General features: G+C 56.8%; 18 protein-coding genes and 1 pseudogene. 6 read left to right on the top strand and 13 right to left on the bottom strand.

Annotation, left to right across the window (positions count from 1 at the left end):
• Positions 1-317 precede the first annotated feature (317 nt).
• The gene (malT, locus tag HYQ67_RS16980) at positions 318-3,023 is read left to right on the top strand and encodes an HTH-type transcriptional regulator MalT (protein ID WP_202305423.1); all 2,706 of its coding nucleotides are present in this window, start codon (positions 318-320) and stop codon (positions 3,021-3,023) included.
• A 75-nt stretch (positions 3,024-3,098) separates the two neighbouring features.
• Here the strand turns inward: malT and glpD are convergent, their stop codons facing one another.
• Positions 3,099-4,607, bottom strand: coding sequence for a glycerol-3-phosphate dehydrogenase (glpD, locus tag HYQ67_RS16975; RefSeq protein ID WP_202305421.1), 1,509 nt, complete (start codon positions 4,605-4,607; stop codon positions 3,099-3,101).
• A 205-nt stretch (positions 4,608-4,812) separates the two neighbouring features.
• Here glpD and glpE point away from each other — a divergent pair, with 205 nt between their 5' ends.
• The 3 genes from glpE to HYQ67_RS16960 all read left to right on the top strand — a co-directional run bounded on the left by glpE (position 4,813) and on the right by HYQ67_RS16960 (position 6,818).
• Positions 4,813-5,142 (top strand): thiosulfate sulfurtransferase GlpE, encoded by a 330-nt coding sequence (glpE, locus tag HYQ67_RS16970; protein ID WP_202305420.1) that lies wholly within the window; start codon positions 4,813-4,815, stop codon positions 5,140-5,142.
• Positions 5,143-5,206: 64 nt separating this feature from the next.
• The gene (gene glpG, locus HYQ67_RS16965; RefSeq protein WP_202305414.1) at positions 5,207-6,040 is read left to right on the top strand and encodes a rhomboid family intramembrane serine protease GlpG; all 834 of its coding nucleotides are present in this window, start codon (positions 5,207-5,209) and stop codon (positions 6,038-6,040) included.
• 19 nt (positions 6,041-6,059) lie between these two features.
• Positions 6,060-6,818, top strand: a complete 759-nt coding sequence (locus HYQ67_RS16960; protein WP_202305413.1) for a DeoR/GlpR family transcriptional regulator — start codon at positions 6,060-6,062, stop codon at positions 6,816-6,818.
• A gap of 134 nt (positions 6,819-6,952) precedes the next feature.
• Here the strand turns inward: HYQ67_RS16960 and glgP are convergent, their stop codons facing one another.
• From glgP to asd, 6 genes are all read right to left on the bottom strand, one after another.
• Positions 6,953-9,400, bottom strand: coding sequence for a glycogen phosphorylase (glgP, locus tag HYQ67_RS16955; protein ID WP_202305412.1), 2,448 nt, complete (start codon positions 9,398-9,400; stop codon positions 6,953-6,955).
• A 20-nt stretch (positions 9,401-9,420) separates the two neighbouring features.
• On the bottom strand, positions 9,421-10,854 hold the full coding sequence (glgA, locus tag HYQ67_RS16950) for a glycogen synthase GlgA (protein WP_202305411.1): 1,434 nt from the start codon (positions 10,852-10,854) through the stop codon (positions 9,421-9,423).
• Positions 10,855-10,964: 110 nt separating this feature from the next.
• Positions 10,965-12,248, bottom strand: a complete 1,284-nt coding sequence (gene glgC, locus HYQ67_RS16945) for a glucose-1-phosphate adenylyltransferase (protein WP_202305410.1) — start codon at positions 12,246-12,248, stop codon at positions 10,965-10,967.
• A 14-nt stretch (positions 12,249-12,262) separates the two neighbouring features.
• Positions 12,263-14,245, bottom strand: coding sequence for a glycogen debranching protein GlgX (glgX, locus tag HYQ67_RS16940; protein WP_202305408.1), 1,983 nt, complete (start codon positions 14,243-14,245; stop codon positions 12,263-12,265).
• Positions 14,242-16,428 (bottom strand): 1,4-alpha-glucan branching enzyme, encoded by a 2,187-nt coding sequence (glgB, locus tag HYQ67_RS16935; protein WP_202305405.1) that lies wholly within the window; start codon positions 16,426-16,428, stop codon positions 14,242-14,244. Before glgB ends, glgX begins: the two co-directional genes overlap by 4 nt.
• 245 nt (positions 16,429-16,673) lie before the next feature.
• Positions 16,674-17,780, bottom strand: coding sequence for an aspartate-semialdehyde dehydrogenase (gene asd / locus HYQ67_RS16930; RefSeq protein ID WP_202305404.1), 1,107 nt, complete (start codon positions 17,778-17,780; stop codon positions 16,674-16,676).
• A gap of 161 nt (positions 17,781-17,941) precedes the next feature.
• On the opposite strand from asd, the gene HYQ67_RS16925 reads away from it, so the two are divergent.
• Together HYQ67_RS16925 and HYQ67_RS16920 are read left to right on the top strand one after the other, a co-directional pair.
• A complete protein-coding gene (locus HYQ67_RS16925) occupies positions 17,942-18,538 on the top strand; it encodes a YhgN family NAAT transporter (protein WP_202305403.1) in 597 nt (198 codons plus the stop codon).
• 245 nt (positions 18,539-18,783) lie between these two features.
• The gene (locus tag HYQ67_RS16920; RefSeq protein ID WP_202305401.1) at positions 18,784-18,966 is read left to right on the top strand and encodes a YlcI/YnfO family protein; all 183 of its coding nucleotides are present in this window, start codon (positions 18,784-18,786) and stop codon (positions 18,964-18,966) included.
• Positions 18,967-19,436: 470 nt separating this feature from the next.
• Here the strand turns inward: HYQ67_RS16920 and gntU are convergent, their stop codons facing one another.
• The 6 genes and pseudogenes from gntU to HYQ67_RS16890 form a co-directional block, all read right to left on the bottom strand.
• Positions 19,437-20,777, bottom strand: a complete 1,341-nt coding sequence (gene gntU / locus HYQ67_RS16915) for a gluconate transporter (RefSeq protein WP_202305400.1) — start codon at positions 20,775-20,777, stop codon at positions 19,437-19,439.
• A complete protein-coding gene (gene gntK / locus HYQ67_RS16910; RefSeq protein ID WP_202305399.1) occupies positions 20,774-21,304 on the bottom strand; it encodes a gluconokinase in 531 nt (176 codons plus the stop codon). Before gntK ends, gntU begins: the two co-directional genes overlap by 4 nt.
• A gap of 169 nt (positions 21,305-21,473) precedes the next feature.
• Positions 21,474-22,469 (bottom strand): gluconate operon transcriptional repressor GntR, encoded by a 996-nt coding sequence (gene gntR / locus HYQ67_RS16905; protein WP_202305398.1) that lies wholly within the window; start codon positions 22,467-22,469, stop codon positions 21,474-21,476.
• 104 nt (positions 22,470-22,573) lie between these two features.
• The gene (locus tag HYQ67_RS16900; protein ID WP_202305396.1) at positions 22,574-23,269 is read right to left on the bottom strand and encodes a pirin family protein; all 696 of its coding nucleotides are present in this window, start codon (positions 23,267-23,269) and stop codon (positions 22,574-22,576) included.
• Positions 23,270-23,393: 124 nt separating this feature from the next.
• Positions 23,394-24,431, bottom strand: a complete 1,038-nt coding sequence (locus HYQ67_RS16895; RefSeq protein ID WP_202305395.1) for an oxidoreductase — start codon at positions 24,429-24,431, stop codon at positions 23,394-23,396.
• A gap of 171 nt (positions 24,432-24,602) precedes the next feature.
• Positions 24,603-24,725, bottom strand: a pseudogene (locus HYQ67_RS16890) (IS110 family transposase); the annotation flags it as partial.

Below are 24,725 nucleotides of genomic sequence, written 5' to 3'. Positions count from 1 at the left end.
TTTAAAGCTTTCGACTGAAACCGCTTTCTTTTCAGGCCGGGCGCGGATTTCATGCAATTTCAGGCCGGGAGAAATACATGCCTAACATGAACCCCGGTAATTAAAAATATGGAATTGTGACAAGGTGCAACTTACCGGGCACGAAAAGTTCAACATTCTTGCAATAAAGTGCAATCTGGCCGACCTTACATTCAGGCATTAATTACGAAGCGTAAAAAAAATCATTCCTTAATCTTTTTTCCTGCATCTGTCGCGCTGCAACCCTCTCTGGCTGCGGCTCGAAAAATGACGGAAAAGGCACAGTGAAGTGACTGACTATGTTGATCCCATCCAAATTGAGTCGCCCGGTACGGCTGGAAAATACCGTGGTTCGCGACCGTCTGCTGGTGAAATTATCCACAGCCGCCAATTATCGGCTGGCGTTGGTAACAAGCCCGGCAGGGTACGGAAAAACCACACTGGTCTCCCAGTGGGCCGCAGGGAAAAATGAGTTGGGTTGGTACTCTCTTGATGAGGGGGACAACCAGCAGGAACGCTTTGCCAGCTACCTGATCACCGCCGTTCAACAAGCGACGGGCGGTCACTGTGTCAGTAGTGAAACCATGGCGCAAAAGCGCCAGTACGCCAGCCTTTCGTCGCTGTTTGCCCAGCTGTTTATCGAGCTGGCAGAGTGGCCTCATCCGCTGTTCCTGGTGATTGATGATTATCACCTGATCAGCAATCCGGTGATCCACGAGGCAATGCGCTTTTTCATCCGCCATCAGCCGGAAAATCTGACCCTGGTCGTGCTGTCACGTAACCTCCCACAGCTTGGCATTGCGAACCTGCGCGTGCGCGACCAGCTGCTGGAAATTGGCAGCCAACAGCTCGCCTTTACCCATCAGGAAGCGAAGCTGTTCTTTGACTGCCGCCTGAACTCCCCTATTGAGCCTGCGGACAGCAGCCGCCTGTGCGATGACGTTGCCGGTTGGGCAACTGCGCTGCAGCTGATCGCCCTCTCGGCGCGTCAGACCAATACTCCTGCCCATCATTCGGCACGTCGTCTTTCAGGCATCAATGCCAGCCATCTCTCTGACTATCTGGTGGATGAGGTTCTGAACACTGTGGATGCCGATACGCGTAACTTCCTGTTACGTAGTTCCATCCTCCGCTCGATGAACGACGCCCTGATAGTCCGCGTAACGGGTGAAGAGAATGGCCAGATGCGGCTGGAAGAGACCGAGCGCCAGGGGCTGTTTTTGCAGCGTATGGATGACTCCGGCGAGTGGTTCAGCTTCCATCCGCTGTTCGGCAGTTTTTTGCGCCAGCGGTGTCAGTGGGAGCTGGCGGCCGAGCTGCCTGAGATTCACCGTGCCGCCGCCGAAAGCTGGATGGCGCAAGGCTTCCCGAGCGAGGCTATTCACCACGCGCTTGCCGCGGGCGACGCCAATATGCTGCGCGACATCCTGCTGCACCACGCGTGGGCGCTGTTTAACCACAGCGAGCTGGCGCTGCTGGAAGAGTCGCTAAAAGCCCTGCCGTGGGAGAGCCTGTTAGAAAATCCTCGTCTGGTTTTACTGCAGGCCTGGCTGATGCAGAGCCAGCACCGCTACAACGAAGTTAACCTGCTGCTGGCACGGGCCGAGCAGGAAATGAATCTGGAAATGGACGACACGCTGCACGGTGAATTTAACGCCCTGCGAGCCCAGGTCGCCATTAACGACGGCGATCCGGAAGAAGCCGAACGGCTGGCGATGGTCGCCCTCGACATGCTGCCGCTGGCGAATTACTACAGCCGCATTGTGGCAACATCCGTTCACGGCGAAGTGCTGCACTGCAAAGGTGACTTAACGAAATCCCTTTCCGTCATGCAGCAGACCGAGCAGATGTCCCGCCGCCACGACGTCTGGCATTACGCGCTGTGGAGCCTGATCCAGCAAAGTGAAATCCTGCTGGCGCAGGGCTTTTTGCAGGCGGCGTGGGAGACGCAGGAGAAAGCGTTCATCCTGATCCGCGAGCAGCATCTTGAACAGCTGCCGCTGCATGAGTTCCTGCTGCGCATCCGCGCGCAGCTGCTGTGGGCCTGGTCGCGCCTCGATGAGGCTGAAGCCTCCGCGCGCTATGGCGTGGAAGTGCTCGCCGGGTATCAGCCTCAGCAACAGCTGCAATGTCTGGCCCTGCTGGTGCAGTGCTCGCTGGCTCGTGGGGATCTGGACAACGCCCGTAATCACCTTAACCGCCTGGAAAACCTGCTGGGCAACGGGCCGTACCACAGCGACTGGGTGTCGAACGCCGATAAAGTCCGGGTGATCTACTGGCAGATGACCGGCGATAAAAAGTCCGCTGCCACCTGGCTGCGCCAGACGCCAAAACCAGAGTTTGCCAATAACCACTTCCTGCAAAGCCAGTGGCGCAACATCGCCCGGGCACAGATCCTGCTCGGTGAGTTCGATCCGGCGGAAATGGTGCTGGAAGAGCTAAACGAAAATGCCCGCAGCCTGCGTCTGATGAGCGATCTCAACCGCAACCTGCTGCTGTTAAACCAGCTCTACTGGCAGTCAGGGCGCAAAAGTGACGCCCAGCGGGTGCTGCTGGAAGCGCTGTCGTTAGCTAACCGCACCGGGTTTGTCAGCCACTTTGTGATTGAAGGTGAAGCGATGGCGCAGCAGCTGCGTCAGCTGATTCAGCTCAATACCCTGCCGGAGCTGGATCAGCATCGCGCCCAGCGTATCCTGCGCGAGATTAACCAGCACCATCGCCACAAGTTCGCCCACTTCGATGAGAACTTTGTTAACCGTCTGCTGACCCACCCGGAGGTGCCGGAGCTTATCCGCACCAGCCCACTCACCCAGCGTGAATGGCAGGTTCTGGGGCTGATTTATTCAGGTTACAGCAACGATCAGATCGCGGGCGAGCTGGACGTGGCGGCTACGACCATCAAAACGCACATTCGGAATCTTTATCAAAAACTCGGAGTGGCGCACCGACAGGACGCGGTGCAGCATGCACAGAAGCTGCTGAAGATGATGGGGTATGGAGTCTGAGTTTTTACCCTCACCCGCTTGTACGGTTTGCCCCCTCGCCCCTTTGGGGAGAGGGCCGGGGTGAGGGGTAAATCGTTACGAAGCTAAAGAGAGCTGCGCCTTACCGTTCCGCTTTGCCAGCCACTGCGCCACCCGCGCCTGCTGTTCGTCCGTCAGCCACATTCCCAGTTTGGTACGACGCCAGATAACATCATCCACGCGTTTCACCCATTCGTGCTCGGCCAGATAGCGCAGCTCTGCTTCGTAAAACTCATGGCCAAAGTCTTCACCTAAATCATCCAGGCCTGTGGCATCCGCCAGAATCAGCTCGCTGTTGCTGCCATAGGTGCGGGCAAAGCGGCGGGCCAGACCTTCGCTCAGGAACGAATAACGGCGGCGCAATTGCGCGGCGAAATCATCGCGATCGCCGGCGATATCTCCACCCGGCAGTTTGCTGCCTTTGGTCCAGGCTGGTCCCATCGTCGGATAATAGTTTTGCAGCTTGTCCAGCGCATGCTCGGCAAGTTTGCGGTAGGTAGTCAGCTTGCCGCCAAAGACGGATAGCAGCGGCGCACTGCCGTTTTCATCGTGAATATCCAGCGTATAGTCGCGGGTGATCGCCTGTGGGGAGTCAGACTCATCGTCGCAAAGCGGGCGAACACCGGAGTAGGTCCACACCACGTCTTCACGGCTCAGGGATTTTTTGAAGTGTTCGTTATAGACGTCCAGCAGGTACTTCACTTCGCTTTCATCAATGTGCACCGCTTTCGGGTCGCCTTTGTACTCCACGTCCGTCGTGCCGATGATGGAGAATTCGTCCATCCACGGGATCACAAACACGATGCGCTTATCTTCGTTTTGCAGAATGTACGCCTGCTTCTGGTTATGCACGCGCGGCACCACGATATGGCTCCCCTTGATCAGGCGGATACCATAAGGAGACGGCAGTTTCAGCCCGTCGTCGAAGAAGTCTTTTACCCACGGCCCGGTAGCGTTAACCAGGCCGCGCGCGCGCCAGGTAAAGGTTTCGCCGGTGTCGATATCCTGCGCTTCCACAATCCAGTGGCCGTTTTCACGACGGGCGCTGGTTGCGCGGGTGCGGGTTTTCACCTCGCCGCCTTTTTTGGTCACCATCTGCGCGTTCGCCAGCACAAGGCGCGCATCGTCTACCCAGCAGTCAGAATATTCGAAACCGCGCACGATTTCGGGCTTCAGTACCGAATCTGCGCCAAAACGCAAACCGGTGGAAGCAGGCAGGCTGGTACGCTTGCCCAGATGGTCGTACATAAACAGGCCAATGCGGATCATCCACGCCGGGCGAAGATGCGGGCGATGAGGCAAACGAAAGCGCATCGGGAAGGCAATATGGGGAGCCATATTCAGCAGCACTTCGCGTTCGGCCAGCGCCTCACTCACCAGGCGAAATTCGTAGTGTTCCAGGTAGCGCAGGCCACCGTGGATTAATTTGGAGCTGGCGGAAGAGGTGGCACAGGCCAGATCCTGCCCCTCCAGCATTAACACGGACAGGCCACGGCCTGCGGCATCAGCTGCAATACCGGCGCCGTTGATACCGCCGCCAATGACAATCAGATCTTTGGTTTCCATGCTGCCCTCTCACGCTTTCGTTAAAGCTCATAAATGTTCGTTATCGCTCATAATAGCAAGCGACCGCCCTTTTGGTAACGAAAAAAAAACATTTCTGCGTGATATAGATAACATTATGGCGTTAATATCAGCGGCCGGCGGTGGCTTTCGCTTAGTATGGCGCTCAGCCCCGCTCCTTTACCTTTACATGTACACGAGCAACGTTATGGATCAATTTGAATGTATTGGTGTGGAAGAAGCACACCAGAAGCTGCACCAGAAACTGGCAGTCTTAGTGGATATCCGCGATCCTCAGAGCTTTGCGATGGGCCACACGCCGGGTGCTTTCCATCTCACCAATGACCGGCTGGTCACTTTTATGCAGCAGACGGATTTCGACACGCCGGTGATGGTGATGTGCTATCACGGCAACAGCAGCAAGGGCGCGGCCCAGTATCTGCTGCAACAGGGTTATGACAGCGTCTACAGCATTGACGGCGGGTTTGACGCCTGGCATCGCCATTTCCCGGCGGAAGTCACGCACGGCACAGCTTGAGATTAATAAAAGCGCCGTTTAGCGGGTATACTGCTTCCCTTTGTATGGATTTGGCTGAAACCCTATGATCATGATTACTTCGTTTGCCAACCCTCGGGTTGCGCAGGCGTTCGTCGACTATATGGCGACCCAGGGCATTGTCCTGACCCTGCAACAGCATCAGCAGCAAAGCGATGTCTGGCTGGCGGACGATAACCAGGAATCCAGGGTTCGCAACGAACTCGAGCTATTTTTGGCTAACCCTGGCGATCCACGTTATCTGGCAGCAAGCTGGTCTGCAGGCGATACGACAAGCGGGTTGCACTATCAGCGCTACCCCTTCCTCGCAACAATCAGGCAAAAAGCCGGGCCGTTTACGCTGCTGATGATTGCAGCCTGTATTTTAGTCTATCTGGCTATGCAGGTGCTGGGCGATCGCACGGTGATGGCTCTGCTTGCCTGGCCTTATGACGACAGCCTGCGCTATGAGTTCTGGCGCTATTTCAGCCATGCGCTGCTGCACTTCTCCATCCTGCACATTACCTTCAACCTGCTATGGTGGTGGTATCTCGGCGGCCCGCTGGAGAAGCGCCTCGGCAGCGGAAAACTCATCGTGCTGACCATCATTTCGGCGCTGCTCAGCGGCTACGTGCAGGCCAAATTCAGCGGCCCGCTGTTTGGCGGCTTGTCCGGTACGGTTTACGCGCTGATGGGCTACGTCTGGCTGCGTGGCGAGCGCGACCCGGAAAGCGGCATCTATATGCAACGCGGTCTGATGGCCTTCGCCGTCATCTGGATTGTGCTGGGGTATTTCGACGTCTGGGGGATGTCGATTGCCAACGCGGCGCATATTACCGGCCTGCTGGTTGGTCTGGCGATGGCGATGGTGGATACGCTGCATGCGCGAAAACGAACATAAAAATCAGAGGTAGGCCTGCGTGAAACAAACACAACGTCACGACGCGATTGTCGAACTGGTTAAAAAACAGGGCTATGTCAGTACAGAAGAGCTGGTGGAGCAGTTTGCGGTTAGCCCGCAGACCATTCGCCGGGATCTTAATGACCTTGCCGATCAGAACATGATTATGCGCCACCACGGCGGCGCGGCGCTGCCGTCCAGCTCGGTGAATACTTCATGGCATGACCGCAAGGCTACCCAGACGGCAGAGAAAGAGCGCATCGCTCGCAAAGTGGCAAGCCAGATCCCGAACGGCGCCACGCTGTTTATCGACATCGGCACCACGCCGGAGGCTGTCGCCCACGCGCTGCTCGACCACAGCAATCTGCGCGTCGTCACCAACAACCTGAACGTCGCCAACACGCTGATGGTGAAAGAAGATTTCCGCATCATTCTGGCAGGCGGCGAGCTACGCAGCCGCGACGGCGGGATCATTGGCGAGGCCACGCTCGACTTTATCTCCCAGTTCCGCCTGGACTTCGGCATTCTTGGGATCAGCGGCATCGACAGCGACGGCTCGCTGCTGGAGTTCGACTACCACGAGGTGCGCACCAAAAAGGCGATTATCGAAAACTCCCGCTGCGTGATGCTGGTCGTAGACCACTCCAAATTTGGCCGCAACGCGATGGTGAATTTGGGCAGCATCAGCCTTGTCGATCAGGTCTACACCGACGTGCCGCCACCGCCGGGCGTGATGCAGGTGATTAAGGATAACAACGTGGTGCTGGAGCTGTGCTGAGCCTTTAACGGGTTTGCCGGATGACGCTACGCTTATCCGGCCTACAAATCTGAAATGCAGGCACACCCCATCCGTCTCGATTTTGTAGGGCGGAAAAGCGTTGCGTCTTCCGCCATGTTTTCCCGCCCTAACCTTTAAAGACGAACCGGCTTGATATGCCAGATTTCGTCGGCGTATTCCTGAATCGTCCTGTCGGACGAGAAATAGCCCATGTTGGCAATGTTATGCATGGTGCGGATGGTCCACTCTTCCGGCTGGCGGTACAGTTCGTCCACCTTGTCCTGACAGTCCACGTAGCTGCGGTAGTCCGCCAGCACCTGGTAGTGATCCCCGAAGTTAATCAGAGAATCCAGCAGGTCGCGGTAGCGCGTCGGTTCGCCGGGGCTGAAGGTGCCGCTGCCGATTTGCGTCAGCACCTGATGCAGCTCTTCATCCTGTTCGTAATACTCGCGCGGCTTGTAGCCGTTGCGCCGCAGCTCTTCGACCTCTTCCGCCGTATTACCAAAGATAAAGATGTTGTCCTCGCCGACGTGCTCCAGCATCTCGACGTTTGCGCCGTCCAGGGTGCCGATGGTCAGCGCGCCGTTGAGGGCAAACTTCATATTGCTGGTGCCGGAGGCCTCGGTGCCCGCAAGCGAAATCTGCTCGGAGAGATCCGCCGCCGGAATGATGATCTGCGCCAGGCTCACGCTGTAGTTCGGAATGAACACCACTTTCAGGCGATCCTTCACGTCCGGATCGTTGTTGATCACCGCCGCCACATCGTTAATGAGATGGATGATGTGCTTCGCCATGTAGTACGCCGAGGCGGCCTTCCCGGCAAAGATATTTACGCGCGGCACCCAGTCCGCCGTTGGGTCGGCCTTGATGCGGTTATAGCGCGTGATGACGTGCAGCACGTTCATCAGCTGGCGCTTGTATTCGTGGATGCGCTTGATCTGCACGTCAAACAAAGCGTTAGGGTTTACCACCACGTTCAGCTGCTGGCCGATGTACTCCGCCAGCCGCTTCTTGTTGGCGAGCTTCGCCTTGCGCACGTCCTGATGCACGGTCGGGTAATCGATATGCTGCTTCAGCTCATTAAGCTGGCCCAGATCGGTGCGCCAGGTGCGGCCAATGTTTTCATCCAGCACGTCCGAAAGCGGCGGATTCGCCAGCGCCAGCCAGCGGCGCGGCGTAACGCCGTTGGTTTTATTGCTAAAGCGCATCGGGAAGATAGCGGCGAAGTCGGCAAACAGCGACTGCACCATCAGGTTCGAGTGCAGCTCGGAGACGCCGTTCACCTTGTGGCTGGCGACCACCGCCAGCCAGGCCATACGTACGCGCCGACCGTTGGACTCATCAATGATCGAGGTGCGCCCCAGCAGACCGGTATCGTTTGGATACTGTTCCTGCAGGGTTTTCAGGAAGTAGTCGTTAATTTCAAAGATAATTTGCAGATGGCGCGGCAGAATTTTGCCGAGCATGTCTACCGGCCAGGATTCCAGCGCCTCGCTCATCAGCGTGTGGTTAGTGTAGGAGAACACCTGGCAGGTCACTTCGAAGGCATCTTCCCAGCTGAATTTATGCTCATCCATCAGCACGCGCATCAGCTCTGGGATAGACAGCACCGGGTGGGTATCATTGAGGTGAATAGCGATTTTATCTGCCAGGTTGGCGTAGGTTTTATGCAGCTGATAGTGGCGGCTGAGAATGTCCTGCACGGTGGCGGAGACCAGGAAGTACTCCTGCCGCAGACGCAGCTCACGCCCCGAATAGGTCGTATCGTCCGGGTAAAGCACGCGGGAGACGTTCTCGGAATGGTTTTTATCCTCCACCGCCGCGAAGTAGTCACCCTGATTGAATTTGCCGAGGTTGATTTCGCTACTGGCCTGGGCATTCCACAGGCGCAGGGTGTTGGTCGCATCGGTGTCGTAGCCGGGGATAATCTGATCGTAAGCCACCGCGAGGATCTCTTCGGTTTCCACCCAGCGGGATTTTTTGCCTTCCAGCTGTACACGGCCACCAAAACGCACTTTGTAGCGGGTGTTGTGACGCTTGAACTCCCACGGGTTACCGTATTCCAGCCAGTAGTCCGGGGACTCTTTCTGCCGCCCATCGACAATGTTCTGTTTGAACATGCCGTAGTCGTAGCGAATACCGTAGCCGCGTCCCGGTAAACCGAGCGTGGCAAGCGAATCGAGGAAGCAGGCCGCAAGACGCCCGAGGCCGCCGTTACCCAGTCCGGGGTCATTTTCTTCGTCGATCAGCTCTTCAAGATCGAGGCCCATCTCTTCAAGGGCGTTTTTCACGTCGTCATAAATGCCCAGCGAAAGCAGCGCATTGGAGAGGGTGCGGCCAATCAAAAACTCCATCGACAGGTAATAAACCTGGCGAACTTCCTGGGAGAGCTGCGCACGGTTTGAGCGCAGCCAGCGTTCCACCAGCCGGTCACGTACGGCGAACAGCGTAGCGTTCAGCCACTCGTGCTTATTGGCGATAGCAGGGTCTTTCCCCACCGTAAACATCAGCTTGTAAGCAATCGAATGTTTTAACGCTTCGACGCTCAGCGTGGGTGATGCATAGGAAAAGGGTGCGTTCATAATCAGTGATTCCTGGATGATTACAACAAGCGTTGATAAAGGTCGCGGTACGACTGCGCCGCTACCTGCCAGCTAAAATCCATATTCATGGCCTGACGCTGGACGAAACGCCACAGCGACGGGCGGGACCACAGCACGAAAGCACGTCTGATCGCACGAAGCAGCGACCAGGCATTACTGTCTTCAAAAACAAATCCCGTTGCGATTCCGTCCGCCAGATTTTCAAGGGAAGTGTCGGATACCGTATCCGCCAGCCCGCCCGTTCGCCGCACCAGCGGCAAGGTGCCATATTTCAGGCCGTATAACTGGGTTAAACCACACGGCTCAAAGCGGCTGGGCACCAGAATCACATCCGCCCCGCCCATAATGCGGTGGGAGAACGCTTCGTGATAGCCAATCTGAACCCCGACCTGGCCGGGATGCTCGGCTGCCGCCGCCAGAAAACCTTCTTGTATAATTGAGTCGCCCGCCCCCAGCAGCGCCAGTTGCCCGCCCTGTTCGAGCAGCCCCGGCAGCGCTTCAAGCACCAGGTCCAGCCCTTTCTGGCTGGTTAAACGACTTACCACGGCAAAAAGCGGCGCTTTGTCGTTTACCTTCAGGCCCATCGCCACCTGCAGCTGCCGTTTGTTCTCCGCTTTATCCTCCAGCGAATCGCGGGTATACCGGGAAGCAAGCAGCAGGTCATGGGCCGGGTCCCAGATTTTGTCATCGACGCCGTTGAGGATGCCGGACAGGCGTCCCTCGCGGTGGCGCTGAGTCAGCAGCCCCTCCATCCCGTAGGCGAAGTGCGCCTCGGTAATTTCCCGCGCGTAGGTCGGGCTGACCGCCGTAATATGATCAGCATAGTAAAGGCCGGCTTTCAAGTACGAAATTTGACCGTTGAACTCCAGGCCATTGATATCATAGAACGACCAGGGCAGGTCAATTTCATTCATATGATGGGCGTAAAACAGCCCCTGGTAGGCCAGGTTATGAACGGTAAAGACCGACTTTGCCGGATTGCCTCGCGCGCGCAAATAGGCCGGTGTCAGTCCTGCATGCCAGTCGTGTGCGTGCACGATATCCGGGCGCCAGAAGGGATCCAGCCCACAGGCCATTTCACTTCCCGCCCAGCCGAGCAGGGCAAAACGCAGCACGTTATCGGTATAGGCAAACTGGTTAGTGTCGTGGTACGGGCTACCCGGACGATCGTATAAATGGGGGGCATCAATGAGATAGATCCCCACGCCGTTGAGCTGTCCGTATAACAAAGTCATATGACCCGCGAAGGTATCGCGATGGGATACCACCTGCACATCGGTAATACCGCGGCGAATATCCGGAAACGCAGGCAGTAATACGCGTGTTTCCACGCCCCCGGCAATCTGGGCCGCAGGCAGCGCGCCAAGAACATCTGCAAGGCCACCGGTTTTCAACAGTGGAAATATTTCAGAACATACATGTAAGACCTGCATTCGCACTCCCGTATAGCAAGTCTCGGCGCTGCATTAAGTCAGGAACAGTCGCCGAACGATAAAATGACTCCGCGCGGCTCACGCCGCGCGTGGGTCAATCCTTCACTTCTTTAACCTTGTATCCTTGCCAGCATTTCCCGAGTCACCAGCACAATGCCTTCTTCCGAGCGGTAGAAACGACGCGCGTCTTCTTCAGCATTTTCACCCACGACCATCCCTTCCGGAATAACACAGGCCCTGTCGATAATGCAGCGACGCAGACGGCAGGAGCGCCCGACTTTCACATCCGGCAACAGCACTGACGAATCGATATTACAAAACGAGTTAACGCGGACCCGCGGGAACAGCACCGACTGCACCACCACCGAACCGGAGATAATGCAGCCGCCGGAAACCAGCGAGTTCAGCGTCATGCCGTGGCTGCCCGAGCGGTCCTGCACAAACTTGGCAGGCGGCAGCGGTTCCATATGGGTACGGATGGGCCATTCCTGGTCGTACATATCCAGTTCCGGCGTCACCGACGCGAGATCCAGGTTGGCCTTCCAGTAGGCTTCAAGCGTCCCCACGTCGCGCCAGTAAGGCTCGGCGTCCGGGTCTGACTGCACGCAGGAGAGCGGGAACGGATGGGCAAACGCCTGACCGGATTTCATGACGTAAGGGATGATGTCCTTACCGAAATCGTGGCTGGAGTTCTCATCGACGTCGTCGGCCTCAAGCAGCTCGTAGAGGTAATCGGCGTCAAAAACGTAGATCCCCATGCTGGCTAACGCTTTGCTGTCGTCGCCCGGCATCGACGGCGGATGGGCAGGTTTTTCCACGAATTCGATAATTTTGTCTTCTTCGTCAACCGCCATCACGCCGAAGGCCGTCGCTTCATGCAGCGGTACCGGCATGCAGGCCACCGTGCAACGTGCGCCCTTTTCGACGTGGTCAATCAGCATGCGCGAGTAGTCCTGCTTGTAGATATGGTCCCCCGCCAGAATCACCACGTACTCGGCTTTATAACGGCGAATGATGTCGAGGTTCTGAGTGACGGCATCTGCCGTACCGCGATACCAGTTTTCCCCGTGCACACGCTGCTGCGCGGGCAGGAGATCGACAAACTCGTTCATCTCTTCGCTGAAGAACGACCAGCCGCGCTGGATATGCTGCACCAGCGTGTGGGACTGATACTGGGTGATCACGCCAATACGGCGGATCCCGGAGTTAATGCAGTTCGATAGGGCAAAATCAATAATGCGGAACTTGCCGCCAAAGTGAACGGCGGGTTTCGCACGCGTAGATGTCAGGTCTTTTAGTCGGGTACCGCGGCCACCAGCCAGAATCAACGCAACTGACTTATTAGGCAGCTGTCTTGCCAGCATTAGAGGGTCGTTCTTCTCAAGTCTAACCATGACTGACTCCTTTTTTATGACTTCTGGAATACGCAGACTCCGTGCGCAGGACCATGCCATACAGCCATCACCACCGGGTTGTCCTCCCCGGCAAATGGGGGAATGGCTCGCCACTCCCCTTCAGGTAATACGATGTCTGCAACTTCTTCGGTGGCATTAATCGTAATAAGCCAACGTTCACTGAGCAGGATTTGCACACGATGCACCCCACTCTGCCACTCGTCGGCATTCAGAGGCTGAGCCTCCTTGTTAAACCAGCGAACATTGTCATCTCCTTCCTCCCACCAGCTGTTCCGGGTAAGGGCCGGAACAGTCTGGCGCAGATGAATCAACGCTGCGGTAAAGGTGGTTAAACCGTCGTTACAGTGTTCCCAGTCAAGCCAGGTCAGGGCGTTGTCCTGGCAGTAAGCATTGTTATTGCCGTGCTGGCTGTGACCGTGCTCATCACCTGCCAGCAGCATCGGCGTCCCCTGAGAAAGCAGCAGCGTGGTCAGCAACGAATGCACGCTGTCACGCCGTCGCTCTTTGATAATCAGGCTGGCTTCCAGCCCCTCAAAGCCGTAGTTGTTGCTGTAGTTATTGCCCGTCCCGTCGCGGTTATCTTCGCCGTTGGCTTCGTTGTGCTTGTTGTTGAAGCTCACGCAGTCGCGCAGGGTAAAACCGTCGTGGGCGGTAATTAAGTTGATGCTGGTTGAAGGACGGCGCTCGCCGTGGCGGTAGACATCGCTCGACCCGGCAAAGCGGCAGGCGAATCCCCCCAACGATAAATCCTGTTGCAGCCAGAAACGGCGCATGCCGTCGCGAAAATGATCGTTCCATTCAGCGAACAACGGCGGATAGTTGCCGACCTGATAACCGCCGGCACCGATGTCCCAGGGTTCGGCGATCAGCTTGGTCTGCGACAACACGGGATCGTTTTTGATCGCCTCAAACAGCGGCGCATCCTGACGAAACTCCGGGGTTCGCCCCATGATCGACGCGAGATCGAAGCGGAAGCCGTCAACGTGGCAGCTGTCGACCCAGTAACGCAGGCAGTCCACCATCTGGCTGACCACCCCCGGCGTGCTGAGGTTCAGCGCGTTACCGCAGCCCGTCCAGTTGTGGTAATCGCCGTTGTCCATTAACCAATAATAGCTACGGTTATCGATTCCGCGCAGGGAGAAGGTCGGCCCGTCCAGATCCAGCTCCGCGCTGTGGTTAAGCACGATGTCCAGAATCACTTCAATGCCTGCCTTATGCAGCGCTTTGATTGCCCCTCGTAGCTCATTAGCGGCATTGTGCGGATCGTGATTAACCGCGTAATAGCCTTCCACTGCGTAGAAAGCCCGCGGGTTATAGCCCCAGTAGTTGCTCAGACCTAAATGGGCAACGCGCGGCTCGGTGACAAAATGCGCCACCGGCAGCAGTTCGATCGCCGTGATCCCCAGGCGTTTGAAATAGGCGATCATCACCGGATGACCGAGCGCGGCGTAGGTGCCGCGGATCTCCTGCGGGATACCAGGATGGCGCAAGGTCAGCCCCCGAACGTGGGCTTCGTAGATAATTGTTTTGCCCCACGGCGTGCGCGGGTGCTCATCGTCTTCCCAGTCGAACGTCTCCCGCACCACCACGCACTTCGCCATTTCGCGGGCGTCGTCCTGCATGTCCGGCTGGTCGTGTCCGCTGTGGAAATGCGGATGGTCGTTCAGGCCGCCAACCACCACGCGGGCGCAGGGATCGAGCAGCAGCTTCGCCGGGTTAAAACGATGGCCGTTATGCGGCTCCCACGGGCCGTGAACCCGGTAGCCATAAAGCAGGCCTGGTTTTGCATTGGGCAGATAGCCGTGCCAGATATCTCCGGTGCGCACCGGCAGATCGTAACGCTGTTCATGACCGTGTTCGTCAAAGATACAGAGTTCTACCTTGTGCGCGTGGGCGGAAAATAGCGTGAAGTTCACCCCTTTCCCGTCATAGTGCGAACCGTACGGTGCCGAATTTCCGGCGGTAAGCTGTGTCATTCGCCCTCCCGGACCAGCCAGATAGTGGCCAGCGGCGGCAGCGTGATGCTCAGGGAGTGCTCGCGCCCGTGGCTGGCGATTTCTTCGCTGTGAACAATACCGCTGTTGCCGGCATTGCTGCCGTGATAGTGCATGGAGTCGGTGTTCAGCTCTTCGCGCCAGCTGCCCGACTGGTTGATGCCGAAACGATAGTTGTGACGCGGCACCGGCGTGAAGTTAGCAGCAACGATCACTTCGTTACCTTCTGCATCACGGCGTACAAAGATAAACACCGAGTTAGCTTTGTCTTCCACCACCAGCCATTCGAAGCCGTACGAGTCAAAATCCAGCTGGTGCATCGCGGCATGCTGCCGGTAGGTGCGGTTCAGGTCGCGCACCAGGCGCTTCACGCCGTGGTGCCAGTTGTCACCGCCTTCCAGCAGGTGCCAGTCCAGGCTGGTGTCGTGGTTCCACTCGCGGCCCTGGGCGAACTCGTTGCCCATAAACAGCAGCTTCTTGCCGGGGAAGGCCCACATCCAGCCGTAGTAGGCGCGCAGGTTGGCAAACTTCTGCCACGCGTCGCCCGGCATTCTGTCCAGTATGGATTTCTTGCCGTGCACGACCTCATCGTGAGACAGCGGCAGCACGAAGTTTTCGGTGCTGTTGTAGAGCATGCCAAAGGTCATTTTGTCGTGATGATGCTGACGATAGACCGGGTCGAGCTTCATGTAGTCGAGGGTGTCGTGCATCCAGCCCAGGTTCCACTTGAACCAGAAGCCCAGGCCGCCCATAGATGGCGGGCGCGACACACCAGTGAAGTCAGTGGATTCTTCCGCCATGGTGACCGCGCCGGGCGTTTGCTCGCCGATAATACGGTTGGTGCTGCGCAGGAACTCGATGGCCTCTAAGTTTTCGCGCCCGCCTTTGTCGTTAGGGATCCACTCCCCCGGCTCGCGGCTGTAGTCGCGGTAAATCATCGAGGCCACCGCATCCACGCGCAGGCCGTCTATGCCGAAGCGTTCAATCCAGTACAGGGCGTTGCCGACCAGATAGTTGCTGACTTCGCGCCGCCCGTAGTTGTAGATCAGCGTGTTCCAGTCCTGATGAAAACCTTCGCGCGGGTCGCCGTGCTCGTAAAGCGAGGTGCCGTCAAACTTCGCCAGCCCGGCGTCGTCCGTCGGGAAATGGCCGGGCACCCAGTCGAGCAGCACGTTCAGCCCTGCGGCGTGGGCTGCGTTGATGAAGTAGCGGAAGTCTTCCCGCGTGCCGAACCGCCGGGTTGGCGCATACAGCCCCTGCGGCTGGTAGCCCCAGCTGCCGTCAAACGGATGTTCGTTGATGGGCAGCAGCTCAAGGTGCGTGAAGCCCATCTCTTTGACGTACGGCACCAGCTGGTCCGCCAGCTCGCGGTAGCTCAGCCAGAAATTGTTGTCCGCGTGACGACGCCATGAGCCGAGATGCACTTCATAGATGGAGATTGGCTGGTCGAAGCCGTTGGCCTTTTGCCGCGCCGGGCTGAGCACGGTTTTCTCCGGCAGGCCGCAGATAAGTGAAGCTGTTTCCGGGCGCATCTGGGACTCAAAAGCGTACGGATCGGCCTTCAGGCGCAGGTGGCCTTCGATATCGATCAGCTCAAATTTATAAAGCTGGCCGGGATGCGCGCCGGGGATAAACAGCTCCCAGATACCGCTTTCGCGGCGCAGGCGCATCGGGTGGCGGCGACCATCCCAGTAGTTGAACTGGCCCACCACGGAAACGCGGCGGGCGTTAGGTGCCCAGACGGAAAAGCGCGTACCCGTCACGCCGTCCATAGTATCGGCATGCGCGCCAAGGGTTTCATAAGGGCGCAGGTGGGTGCCTTCGGACAGCAGCCAGCTGTCCATCTCCTGAATTAGCGGGCCAAAGCGATAGGGGTCATCAATCAGATTTTCCTGGCCGTGCCAGATGACAGCCAGCTGATAGCGAAATGGATTTTTGCGACGCTGAATAATACCGCTGAAAAAACCGCGCGAGTCGAGGCACTCAAGCTTGCCGACCTTACGGCCGGTTTTCGGTTCGATAACCCATACTTCCGTGGCGTCAGGCAACAGGGCACGGACTTCCAGCCCGGCTTCTGTTTTATGCATCCCCAGCAGGGAAAAGGGGTCGGCGAAATGACCCGCTATCAGCGCATTGATCGCGTCTTTATCGGGAAGAACAGACATAGTATTCGTCCTGTTTATTGTATGTGCCACACAACCCGGCACTTATCATTGACCCTAACGGACAGCGTAAAAAGCGCTCCTGCAAGCTGCTCCGCCCAACTAATCATCATGACGGTTTTTTCCGCCCTGACTTAAGCATAGCCAACGTGCTGTTTTACTCCTGGGAAATAATTAACAACAACATTACATCCATGTATGACGCGAAAAAAAAGGGGCTGCAATGCCCCTTTGGTATGTAAGTGTAATTATGCGAGCAGGCGCAACATTCTGCGCAACGGCTCGGCGGCCCCCCACAAAAGTTGGTCGCCGACGGTGAAGGCCGAGAGGTACTCCGGCCCCATATTCAGCTTGCGCAGACGACCCACTGGCGTGGTCAGCGTGCCGGTTACGGCGGCAGGGGTCAGCTCACGCATGGTGATGTCGCGGTCGTTTGGCACCACTTTTGCCCAGTCGTTGTGGGAAGCGAGCATCGCTTCGATGGTTGGAATCGAAACGTCTTTCTTGAGCTTGATGGTGAAGGCCTGGCTGTGGCAGCGCAGCGCACCGACGCGGACGCAAAGCCCGTCAACCGGGATCGCGGTGGTGCTGTTTAAAATCTTGTTGGTTTCCGCCTGACCTTTCCACTCTTCGCGGGTCTGGCCGTTATCCAGCTGCTTGTCGATCCAGGGGATCAGGCTGCCCGCCAGCGGTACGCCGAAGTTGTCCACCGGCAGGTTGCCGCTGCGGCCCAGGTCGGTGACTTTGCGTTCAATGCTCAGGATGGCGGATGCCGGGTCTGCCAGTTCGGTCGCCACTTCGCCGTACAGCTGGCCCATCTGGTTTAGCAGCTCGCGCATATGGCGCGCGCCGCCGCCGGATGCTGCCTGGTATGTGGCAACGGAGACCCAGTCAACCAGGTCGTTAGCGAACAGGCCGCCCAGCGACATCAGCATCAGGCTTACGGTGCAGTTGCCGCCTACAAAGGTTTTCACGCCTTTGTTCAGGCCTTCCTGGATGACGTGCTGGTTTACCGGGTCAAGGATGATGATGGCGTCGTTTTTCATGCGCAGCGAAGAGGCCGCGTCAATCCAGTAGCCCTGCCAGCCGCTTTCACGGAGCTTTGGGTAGATTTCATTGGTATAATCGCCACCCTGGCAAGTAATGATGATATCCAGTGCCTTCAGTGCTTCCAGATCGTAGGCGTCCTGAAGCGTGCCGGTAGACTGGCCAGCAAAAGACGGGGCGGCAAGGCCCAGCTGAGAAGTAGAGAAGAAAACGGGACGAATGGCGTCAAAATCACGCTCTTCTACCATGCGCTGCATGAGTACAGAGCCGACCATACCGCGCCAGCCAATAAAACCTACATTTTTCATAGCGACTTATCCTGCAGAGATGTTTGTTGTGTGCATTTATGGAACGTCACCCCACATTACAAAATGCAGCCAAAGTCGCAAGTGAATTTAATCAATGATATCCGCGCTATCAGTAATACAGCTTATTAGCGGGATTTTTAAGGGATTTTCAGGGAATACAGATGAACGACATTCTATCCGCGGCGGTATTGCTGATTCTGATAATGGATCCGCTGGGCAACCTGCCCATTTTTATGTCAGTGCTAAAGCACACCGAGCCAAAGCGCCGCCGGGCGATTATGATCCGCGAACTGCTTATCGCGCTGATTATCATGCTGATTTTCCTGTTCGCCGGGGAAAAAATTCTCGCCTTCCTTAACCTGCGCGCGGAAAGCGTATCGATTTCAGGCGGGATTATCCTGTTCCTGATCGCCATTAAAATGATTTTCCCGAGCCACGACGGCGGCAACGCCAGCGGCCTGCCCGCGGGTGAAGAACCCTTTATCGTCCCGCTGGCCATCCCGTTAGTTGCCGGGCCGACGCTGCTGGCAACGTTGATGCTGCTCTCACACCAGTATCCCAATCAGATGGGCCATTTAGTGGCGGCGCTGATGCTGGCATGGGGCGGCACGGTGGCCATTTTGCTGCAATCGTCGCTGTTCTTACGTCTGCTGGGCGAAAAAGGTGTTAACGCGCTGGAGAGGCTGATGGGCCTGGTGCTGGTGATGCTGGCAACGCAGATGTTCCTGGACGGCATCCGCGTGTGGATGAAAGGGTAATTCTTTAGCCCTGGATGGATTTGTAGGGTGGATCAGCGTCAGTGCCATCCAGCATCGACGTTTATGTGTCGGATGACGCTGCGCTTAGCCGACCTACGACTGGAAGAGATCGTGGCTTGCGCCAGGCGGATTTTTTAATAAAGTGCTCAGGGTCGGCCCGATTTCAGGGCGAACGTCCGAAAAGTGAATACCACCTCAATACTGTATAAGCTTTATTTTTTCGTCTTGAACAAGGAATTCCACTCATGGCTACGGGCTATATCAATAAAAAATCTCAGCAAATTAACGCCCGTATCCCTCATGAAGTTGTTGAAGAAATGGATAACTGCCTGAGTGAAAATGAGACAAGAGCAAAATTCATTATTGCCGCCGTTCAGGCCGAGATAAAACGCCGCCAAAAGAAGCAAATACCCTCATCTGAGTCTTGATCGCGCCCCCACTTCGTGTCCTGTTGGTGCCGATATAGGTCTGCCAGCAACTAATACTTCTGCATAGTTTTGATTCTGACAGCGACACCATGTTCCCGGCTTAAATCGCTCCGTTTTTTGCCCTTCAGGCAGGGTCACGTGGTCGGGAACCACGTGAGAGAGCGATCGTCGGACAAAATAGCGAAGCATTTTGAACAACGCTTGCGTTGGCCACGAAGTGGTTCGGCACAAAGTGCCGAATAAACGAATCGCGAACGACCCTGCATGTTGGGTAAAAACCGGAGTTTACCGCTTTAGCGGCGATTTATTTGCCGGGCGCCGGGGTTGTCAGGGGGATGGCGTAATCCCCCTGACACGTTCACCGTTTGCTGGAATACCAAGGAAAGCAGAACCTACGGGTGAACGGAAAAAATACGGAATGGCATATTTTAGTTTTTATGTCGGATGGCGCTGCGCTTATCCGACCTACGTCAGCTCAGCAAACTAAATGCAATCATCCCGACAATCGCACCCGTGGTGCCGAGGATGGTTTCCATCATCGTCCATGTTTTCAGGGTTTGCCCTTCCGTTGCGCCGGTAAATTTGCCGAACAGCCAGAAGCCCGCGTCGTTGACGTGGCTCACGACTATTGAACCGCCTGCGATACAGATGGACAGCGCGGCCATCTGCGCGCCGCTATAGTGCAGCTGTTCGATAACTGGCATGACCAGGCCAACCGCCGTCAGGCAGGCGACCGTTGCTGAACCCTGGATGATGCGTACTGCCGCAGCCAGGATGAAACAGGTCAGCGCAATCGGCAGGCCCATGCCGGTCAGTGCTTCACCTAAAGCCGGGCCGACGCCGGAATCCACCAGCACCTGCTTGAACACGCCACCGGCACCGATAACCAGCAGGATGATTCCCGCAGGCTGCAGCGCGGCGCCGCAGATTTCCATCACCCTTTCTTTTGCCATGCCCTGACGGTAGGCCAGACCATAAATCGCTACCAGGCAGGCAACCAGAATCGCGGTGAACGGGTGGCCAACGAACTCCATCCACTCATACAGGGTGGAGCCCTGCGGCACGAAGCGCGCGGCGATAGTTTTCAGGCCAACCAGCACCAGCGGCAGCAGGATCAGCGACAGGCTGAAGCCGAACGACGGCAGCTTGCCTTCGCCCAGGTGCGGCTCGGTGATATCGTCAGGAATTTTCAGCTCAACGTATTTGCTGATGAAGTTTCCCCACAGCGGCCCGGCGATAATCATGCCGGGAATGGCCGCGCACAGGCCGATGAGGATCATCCAGCCGAAGTCGGCGTGCATCTGGGAGGCCAGCAGCATCGGCGCAGGCCCCGGCAGCAGAAACGCGGCGGCGGCGGCAACGCCCGCAAACAGAGGAATAACCAGCTTAACGAGGTTGGTGCCGGTATGGCGCGCCATGGAGAACGCCACGCTTATCAGCAGCACGATGGCCACTTCAAAGAACAGCGGCAGCGCGCAGATTAAGCCTGCCAGGCCAATCGCATAATGGGCGCGGTTGTGGCCGAAGGACTTGAGCATTTTGACCGCAATCTGGTCAACGGCGCCCGTTTCATGAAGAATTTTGCCGAACATCGCGCCGAGCGCGACGACGATAGCCAGGAAGCCCAGCGTACCGCCCATCCCTTTTTCCATGGTTGTCGCGATCTTATCGAGCGGCATCCCGGAAAACAGCCCTGCGCCTATAGAAACCACCATCAAAGCAACGAAGGCGTGCATGCGCGCCTTCATTACTAAAAACAGCAGCAGCAAAACCGAGCCGACTGCCGTTAAAACAAGCGTTAATGTACTCACTTCGCACTGCCTTTGTTAATCACATCAATTGTGCTGGCGACAACGTCTTCCAGCGGCTGGTCGATATCCACGACCAGAACATCGTTTTCTGCGGCTGGCTCTTCGAGCGTTTCAAACTGGGTGACCAGCATCTGGGTCTTGAAGAAGTGGCCTTTACGCGCCTTCAGGCGGCTTTCGATCACCTCGAAATCCCCTTTCATGTAGATGAAGGAGAGGTTCGGGTTGCCGTCGCGCAGCTGGTCGCGGTAATCCTTCTTGAGGGCCGAGCAGACAATCAGGGAGACTTTGTTGGTGCGCTGCATGGCAAAGGCGGCGTCGTTCAGCGCCTTCAGCCACGGCCTGCGGTCTTCGTCGTTTAGCGGCTCGCCGGAGGCCATTTTCATGATGTTGCAGCGAGGATGCAGGAAGTCGCCGTCCAGGAAGGCGGCCTTCAGCTGATGGGCCACTTCGCTGGCGACGGCCGATTTGCCACTGCCAGAAACGCCCATCAGGACGTAGATGTGGTGGTCATGGTTAGTAGTGCTCATAGCGTAGCTCCGACTGGCACAATGATTTCAGAAGTCAGTATTCCCGCGAATACGTACATTTGTTACGGGTAACTGTTATCGGTAACATTGTCAGCAGTGGTTGAGCAATAAGCAATAACCATTCTGTTGCAAAGTGAATAAATGTGAACTACATCATACTTTGAAAATCTTAGATCGAGCCGCCCGGCGACAGGGTAAAGCCCAGATCCAGCAGCTTCGGCGTCACCTCTTCGCCACGGATTCTCGCCAGCAGGCGCTCTGCGCCAATACGCCCCATGCGCTCACGCGGCGTGAGGACGCTGGCAAGCCTTGGCTCCATCACCTGCCCGATGTCGTGGCCGTGGAAGCCGGCAATTGCGATGTCCTGCGGAATGCGTAGGCCCTGGCGCTGGCATTCGAACGCGGCGCCTATCGCTAAATCATCGTTGGTACAGAAGATGCTGTCCAGCTCGGGATATTCGCGCTTTGCCTGGCGGAAGAGTTCGATACCGGTGGAATAGGAAGAGGATTGCTCGACCATCACGCTGTAGGGCACCAGCCCCGCATCCTGCATTGCCTGCTCATAGCCGCGTTTCTTGATAACGGTACGCTCATCGAGGCGTGCGCCGAGGTAGGCCACGTGGCGGTGGCCCCGGCTGATAATGGCGGCGGTCATCTGGCGGGCGGCCTCGAAGTTGTCGAAGCCGACGGCGATATCCAGACAGGGTGAAACGCTGTCCATCAGCTCCACCACCGGAATACCGGCTACCTCAATCATTTTCAGCGTGCGCGGCGTGTGGGAGCGTTCGGTCAGAATCAGCCCGTCGATGTTCCAGGAAAGCATGGACTCCAGGCGCTCTTCTTCCAGCTCCGGCTTATAGCCGTAGTGGGCGAGCATGGTCTGGTAGCCGTAGGCGTCAATCACGTTTTCGATGCCGCGCAGCACTTCCGCGAACACTTGGTTGGTAAGGGATGGCAGCAGCACGCCGATGGCGCGGCTGGTGGAATTTGAAAGGATATCGGGGGCGCGGTTAGGAATGTAGCCCAGCTCGTCGAGGGCGGCGGCAATCTTCACCTGCAAAGCGGCGGAAACCTGATCGGGATTGCGTAAAAAACGGCTCACCGTCATTTTGGTGATCCCTACGCGATCCGCAACGTCCTGTAGTACCGGTCTTTTCTTTTTCATATTCCGCGCGCGCTTCCTCAACAATGACGCCGAAGTTTAGCACGGACAAAGCACAACCTTCCCCTGTTTAAGAGGAAGGTTGTGACCGGTAACTAACGAGTTTTTTATACTGGCGGTAAATCAAACAGCAGTATCTCGCTCGCTTCGTTGGCGTGAACAGAAATGGCCTGCTCATCCCACACGGCAACCGCATCGCTGGTTTTTGCCTGCGTGCCGTTAATGGACACGTCGCCTTTAACAACCTGGATCCAGATGCGGCGGTTGGCCGGAACCTGATAAACAGACTGCTCGTCTTTCGCCAGCGCCCAGCGTGACAGCTCCATATCCTGATTCACCTTCAGCGAACCGTCACGAGCGTCCGGAGAGAGCACCAGCTGGCGGCCCTGCGGCGCATCAAAACGGCGCTGATCGTAGCGCGGCGTGATGCCGGTTTTTTCTGGAATGATCCAGATCTGGTACAGGCGCAGACGCTCGGTTTTGCTCGGGTTGTACTCGGAGTGGGTGATCCCCGTCCCGGCGCTCATAATCTGAAACTCACCGGCAGGCACTTTCTCTTCGTTGCCCATGCTGTCCCGGTGCGCCACCGCCCCTTCCAGCACGTAGGTCAGGATTTCCATGTCTTTGTGCGGGTGGGTCCCGAAGCCTTCACCGGCTGCAACCACGTCTTCGTTAATGACGCGCAGCGCGGAGAATCCCATATAGTTGGCGTCGTAATAGTTGGCAAAAGAGAAGGTGTGCCAGCTGTCCAACCAACCATGATTTGCGTGACCACGTTCTTCGGCTTTTCTTAAGTAGATCATTTCACTTCTCCTCGATTCGTTTGATGGAGTAAGTGTGGACCCGAAGCGGAGGAGATCATAGAGGGTGAAGTTTGACGCCTCTGTTCAAAAAATATGAACGAGTTTGAGGCGTCAGCGGAGAGGGTTAAGCCAGCGTCACCGTTGAAGGGGAAGCCTGTTCAAAGCCGCGTTCGAGGATCTCAAGGTTGGTTAATGCTTCAGATTCACTGACGAAATTAGGCTTACCGTTGAGGATGGTTTCGTACAGCGAGTCGTACACGCGGCCATAGTCGCCCTGCTCCGGCTTCATCTCTTCACGCACGGTCTCACCAGCATCGTTAACATACTCCAGCACGCCGACGCTGCTGTCTGCCGCAAAGCCCGGCTCACCCGGCATTATGTACGCCTTAAGGCTGGTTTCCTGCTGGTCGATACCGTATTTAACAAAAGAGCCTTTGCTGCCGTGGACGATAAACTTCGGATAGTCGATTTTTACCAGGTGGCTGGTTTTCACGATGGCTTTGAGATCGCCATAGAAGAGCTGGGCCTCAAAGGTGTCGTCAGGGTTGGCCTTATTACGCAGGCTGCGGATGTCATAGGCGACGTGGTCCGGGCGGCCAAACAGCGAAATGATCTGGTCCATGGTGTGTACGCCAAGGCCGTAGAACGCGCCGTCGGCAGGCAGGCCTGGCGTCGTTGCCGCCTCCGGGCGGTACATATCGAAGTGGCTTTCCACTTCCACCACGGTGCCCAGCTTGCCGCTGTCGATGGCCTTTTTCATCGTCAGGAAGCAGGAGTCAAAGCGGCGGTTCTGATAAGGCGAAACGGTCAGCCCTTTGGCGCGCGCCAGCTCGAACAGCTCTTTGGCTTCTTTTAACGTTGGGGTAAACGGCTTTTCCACCAGCACGTTTTTACCGGCTTCCAGCGCCTTCTTCGCGTAGTCGAAGTGGCTGTCCTGATGGGTGCAGACCACCACCAGCTTCACCTGCGGGTCGTTCAGCACCTCGTCCAGATCGCTGGTGAAATGGATATGTTCGTACTGCGGCTGCCGCTCGACGTCCGGCTTTTCATGACGACGGTAGATGTGGGCGACGTGGAATTTGTCTTTGCGAACCAGAACGTAAGGAAGATGGTAGCGGGTGGTGCTTTTGCCAAAACCAATAAAAGCGCAGTGGAGGGTCATTGCTTCGTCCTTTTGACTTTGAATTGCCTTAACCCTACTGCATTCGGCTGCGGATGGCATGCATTTTTGGTGGATGGCGCTGGCGCTTATCCACCCTACGAAACCGCTGTCTCATGGCACTCTGTGGTGGATGGCGCTGGCGCTTATCCACCCTACGCGTTGTAGATACTGTTATGCCATGCAAGCATTTCCCGTATGAAGCGTGGCATCGAACGGGCGTCCTGACTTCAGGACGCCGTATGCCACCTGCGCCAGCTTGCGCATCATCGCACCGATTATCAGCTTCGGCGCTTT

Source organism: Dryocola clanedunensis subsp. sulfonylureivorans (genome assembly GCF_016756775.1).
Lineage (GTDB): Bacteria > Pseudomonadota > Gammaproteobacteria > Enterobacterales > Enterobacteriaceae > Dryocola > Dryocola clanedunensis.
This window is presented reverse-complemented; position numbering and strand designations above follow the sequence as displayed.

What these genes read in the sequence shown, in the direction of transcription:
- malT (WP_202305423.1), top strand. Translation starts at nt 318, where the DNA reads ATGTTGATCCCATCCAAATTGAGTCGCCCGGTACGGCTGGAAAATACC.
- glpD (WP_202305421.1), bottom strand. Translation starts at nt 4,607, where the DNA reads ATGGAAACCAAAGATCTGATTGTCATTGGCGGCGGTATCAACGGCGCC.
- glpE (WP_202305420.1), top strand. Translation starts at nt 4,813, where the DNA reads ATGGATCAATTTGAATGTATTGGTGTGGAAGAAGCACACCAGAAGCTG.
- glpG (WP_202305414.1), top strand. Translation starts at nt 5,207, where the DNA reads ATGATCATGATTACTTCGTTTGCCAACCCTCGGGTTGCGCAGGCGTTC.
- glgP (WP_202305412.1), bottom strand. Translation starts at nt 9,400, where the DNA reads ATGAACGCACCCTTTTCCTATGCATCACCCACGCTGAGCGTCGAAGCG.
- glgA (WP_202305411.1), bottom strand. Translation starts at nt 10,854, where the DNA reads ATGCAGGTCTTACATGTATGTTCTGAAATATTTCCACTGTTGAAAACC.
- glgC (WP_202305410.1), bottom strand. Translation starts at nt 12,248, where the DNA reads ATGGTTAGACTTGAGAAGAACGACCCTCTAATGCTGGCAAGACAGCTG.
- glgX (WP_202305408.1), bottom strand. Translation starts at nt 14,245, where the DNA reads ATGACACAGCTTACCGCCGGAAATTCGGCACCGTACGGTTCGCACTAT.
- glgB (WP_202305405.1), bottom strand. Translation starts at nt 16,428, where the DNA reads ATGTCTGTTCTTCCCGATAAAGACGCGATCAATGCGCTGATAGCGGGT.
- asd (WP_202305404.1), bottom strand. Translation starts at nt 17,780, where the DNA reads ATGAAAAATGTAGGTTTTATTGGCTGGCGCGGTATGGTCGGCTCTGTA.
- HYQ67_RS16925 (WP_202305403.1), top strand. Translation starts at nt 17,942, where the DNA reads ATGAACGACATTCTATCCGCGGCGGTATTGCTGATTCTGATAATGGAT.
- HYQ67_RS16920 (WP_202305401.1), top strand. Translation starts at nt 18,784, where the DNA reads ATGGCTACGGGCTATATCAATAAAAAATCTCAGCAAATTAACGCCCGT.
- gntK (WP_202305399.1), bottom strand. Translation starts at nt 21,304, where the DNA reads ATGAGCACTACTAACCATGACCACCACATCTACGTCCTGATGGGCGTT.
- gntR (WP_202305398.1), bottom strand. Translation starts at nt 22,469, where the DNA reads ATGAAAAAGAAAAGACCGGTACTACAGGACGTTGCGGATCGCGTAGGG.
- HYQ67_RS16900 (WP_202305396.1), bottom strand. Translation starts at nt 23,269, where the DNA reads ATGATCTACTTAAGAAAAGCCGAAGAACGTGGTCACGCAAATCATGGT.
- HYQ67_RS16895 (WP_202305395.1), bottom strand. Translation starts at nt 24,431, where the DNA reads ATGACCCTCCACTGCGCTTTTATTGGTTTTGGCAAAAGCACCACCCGC.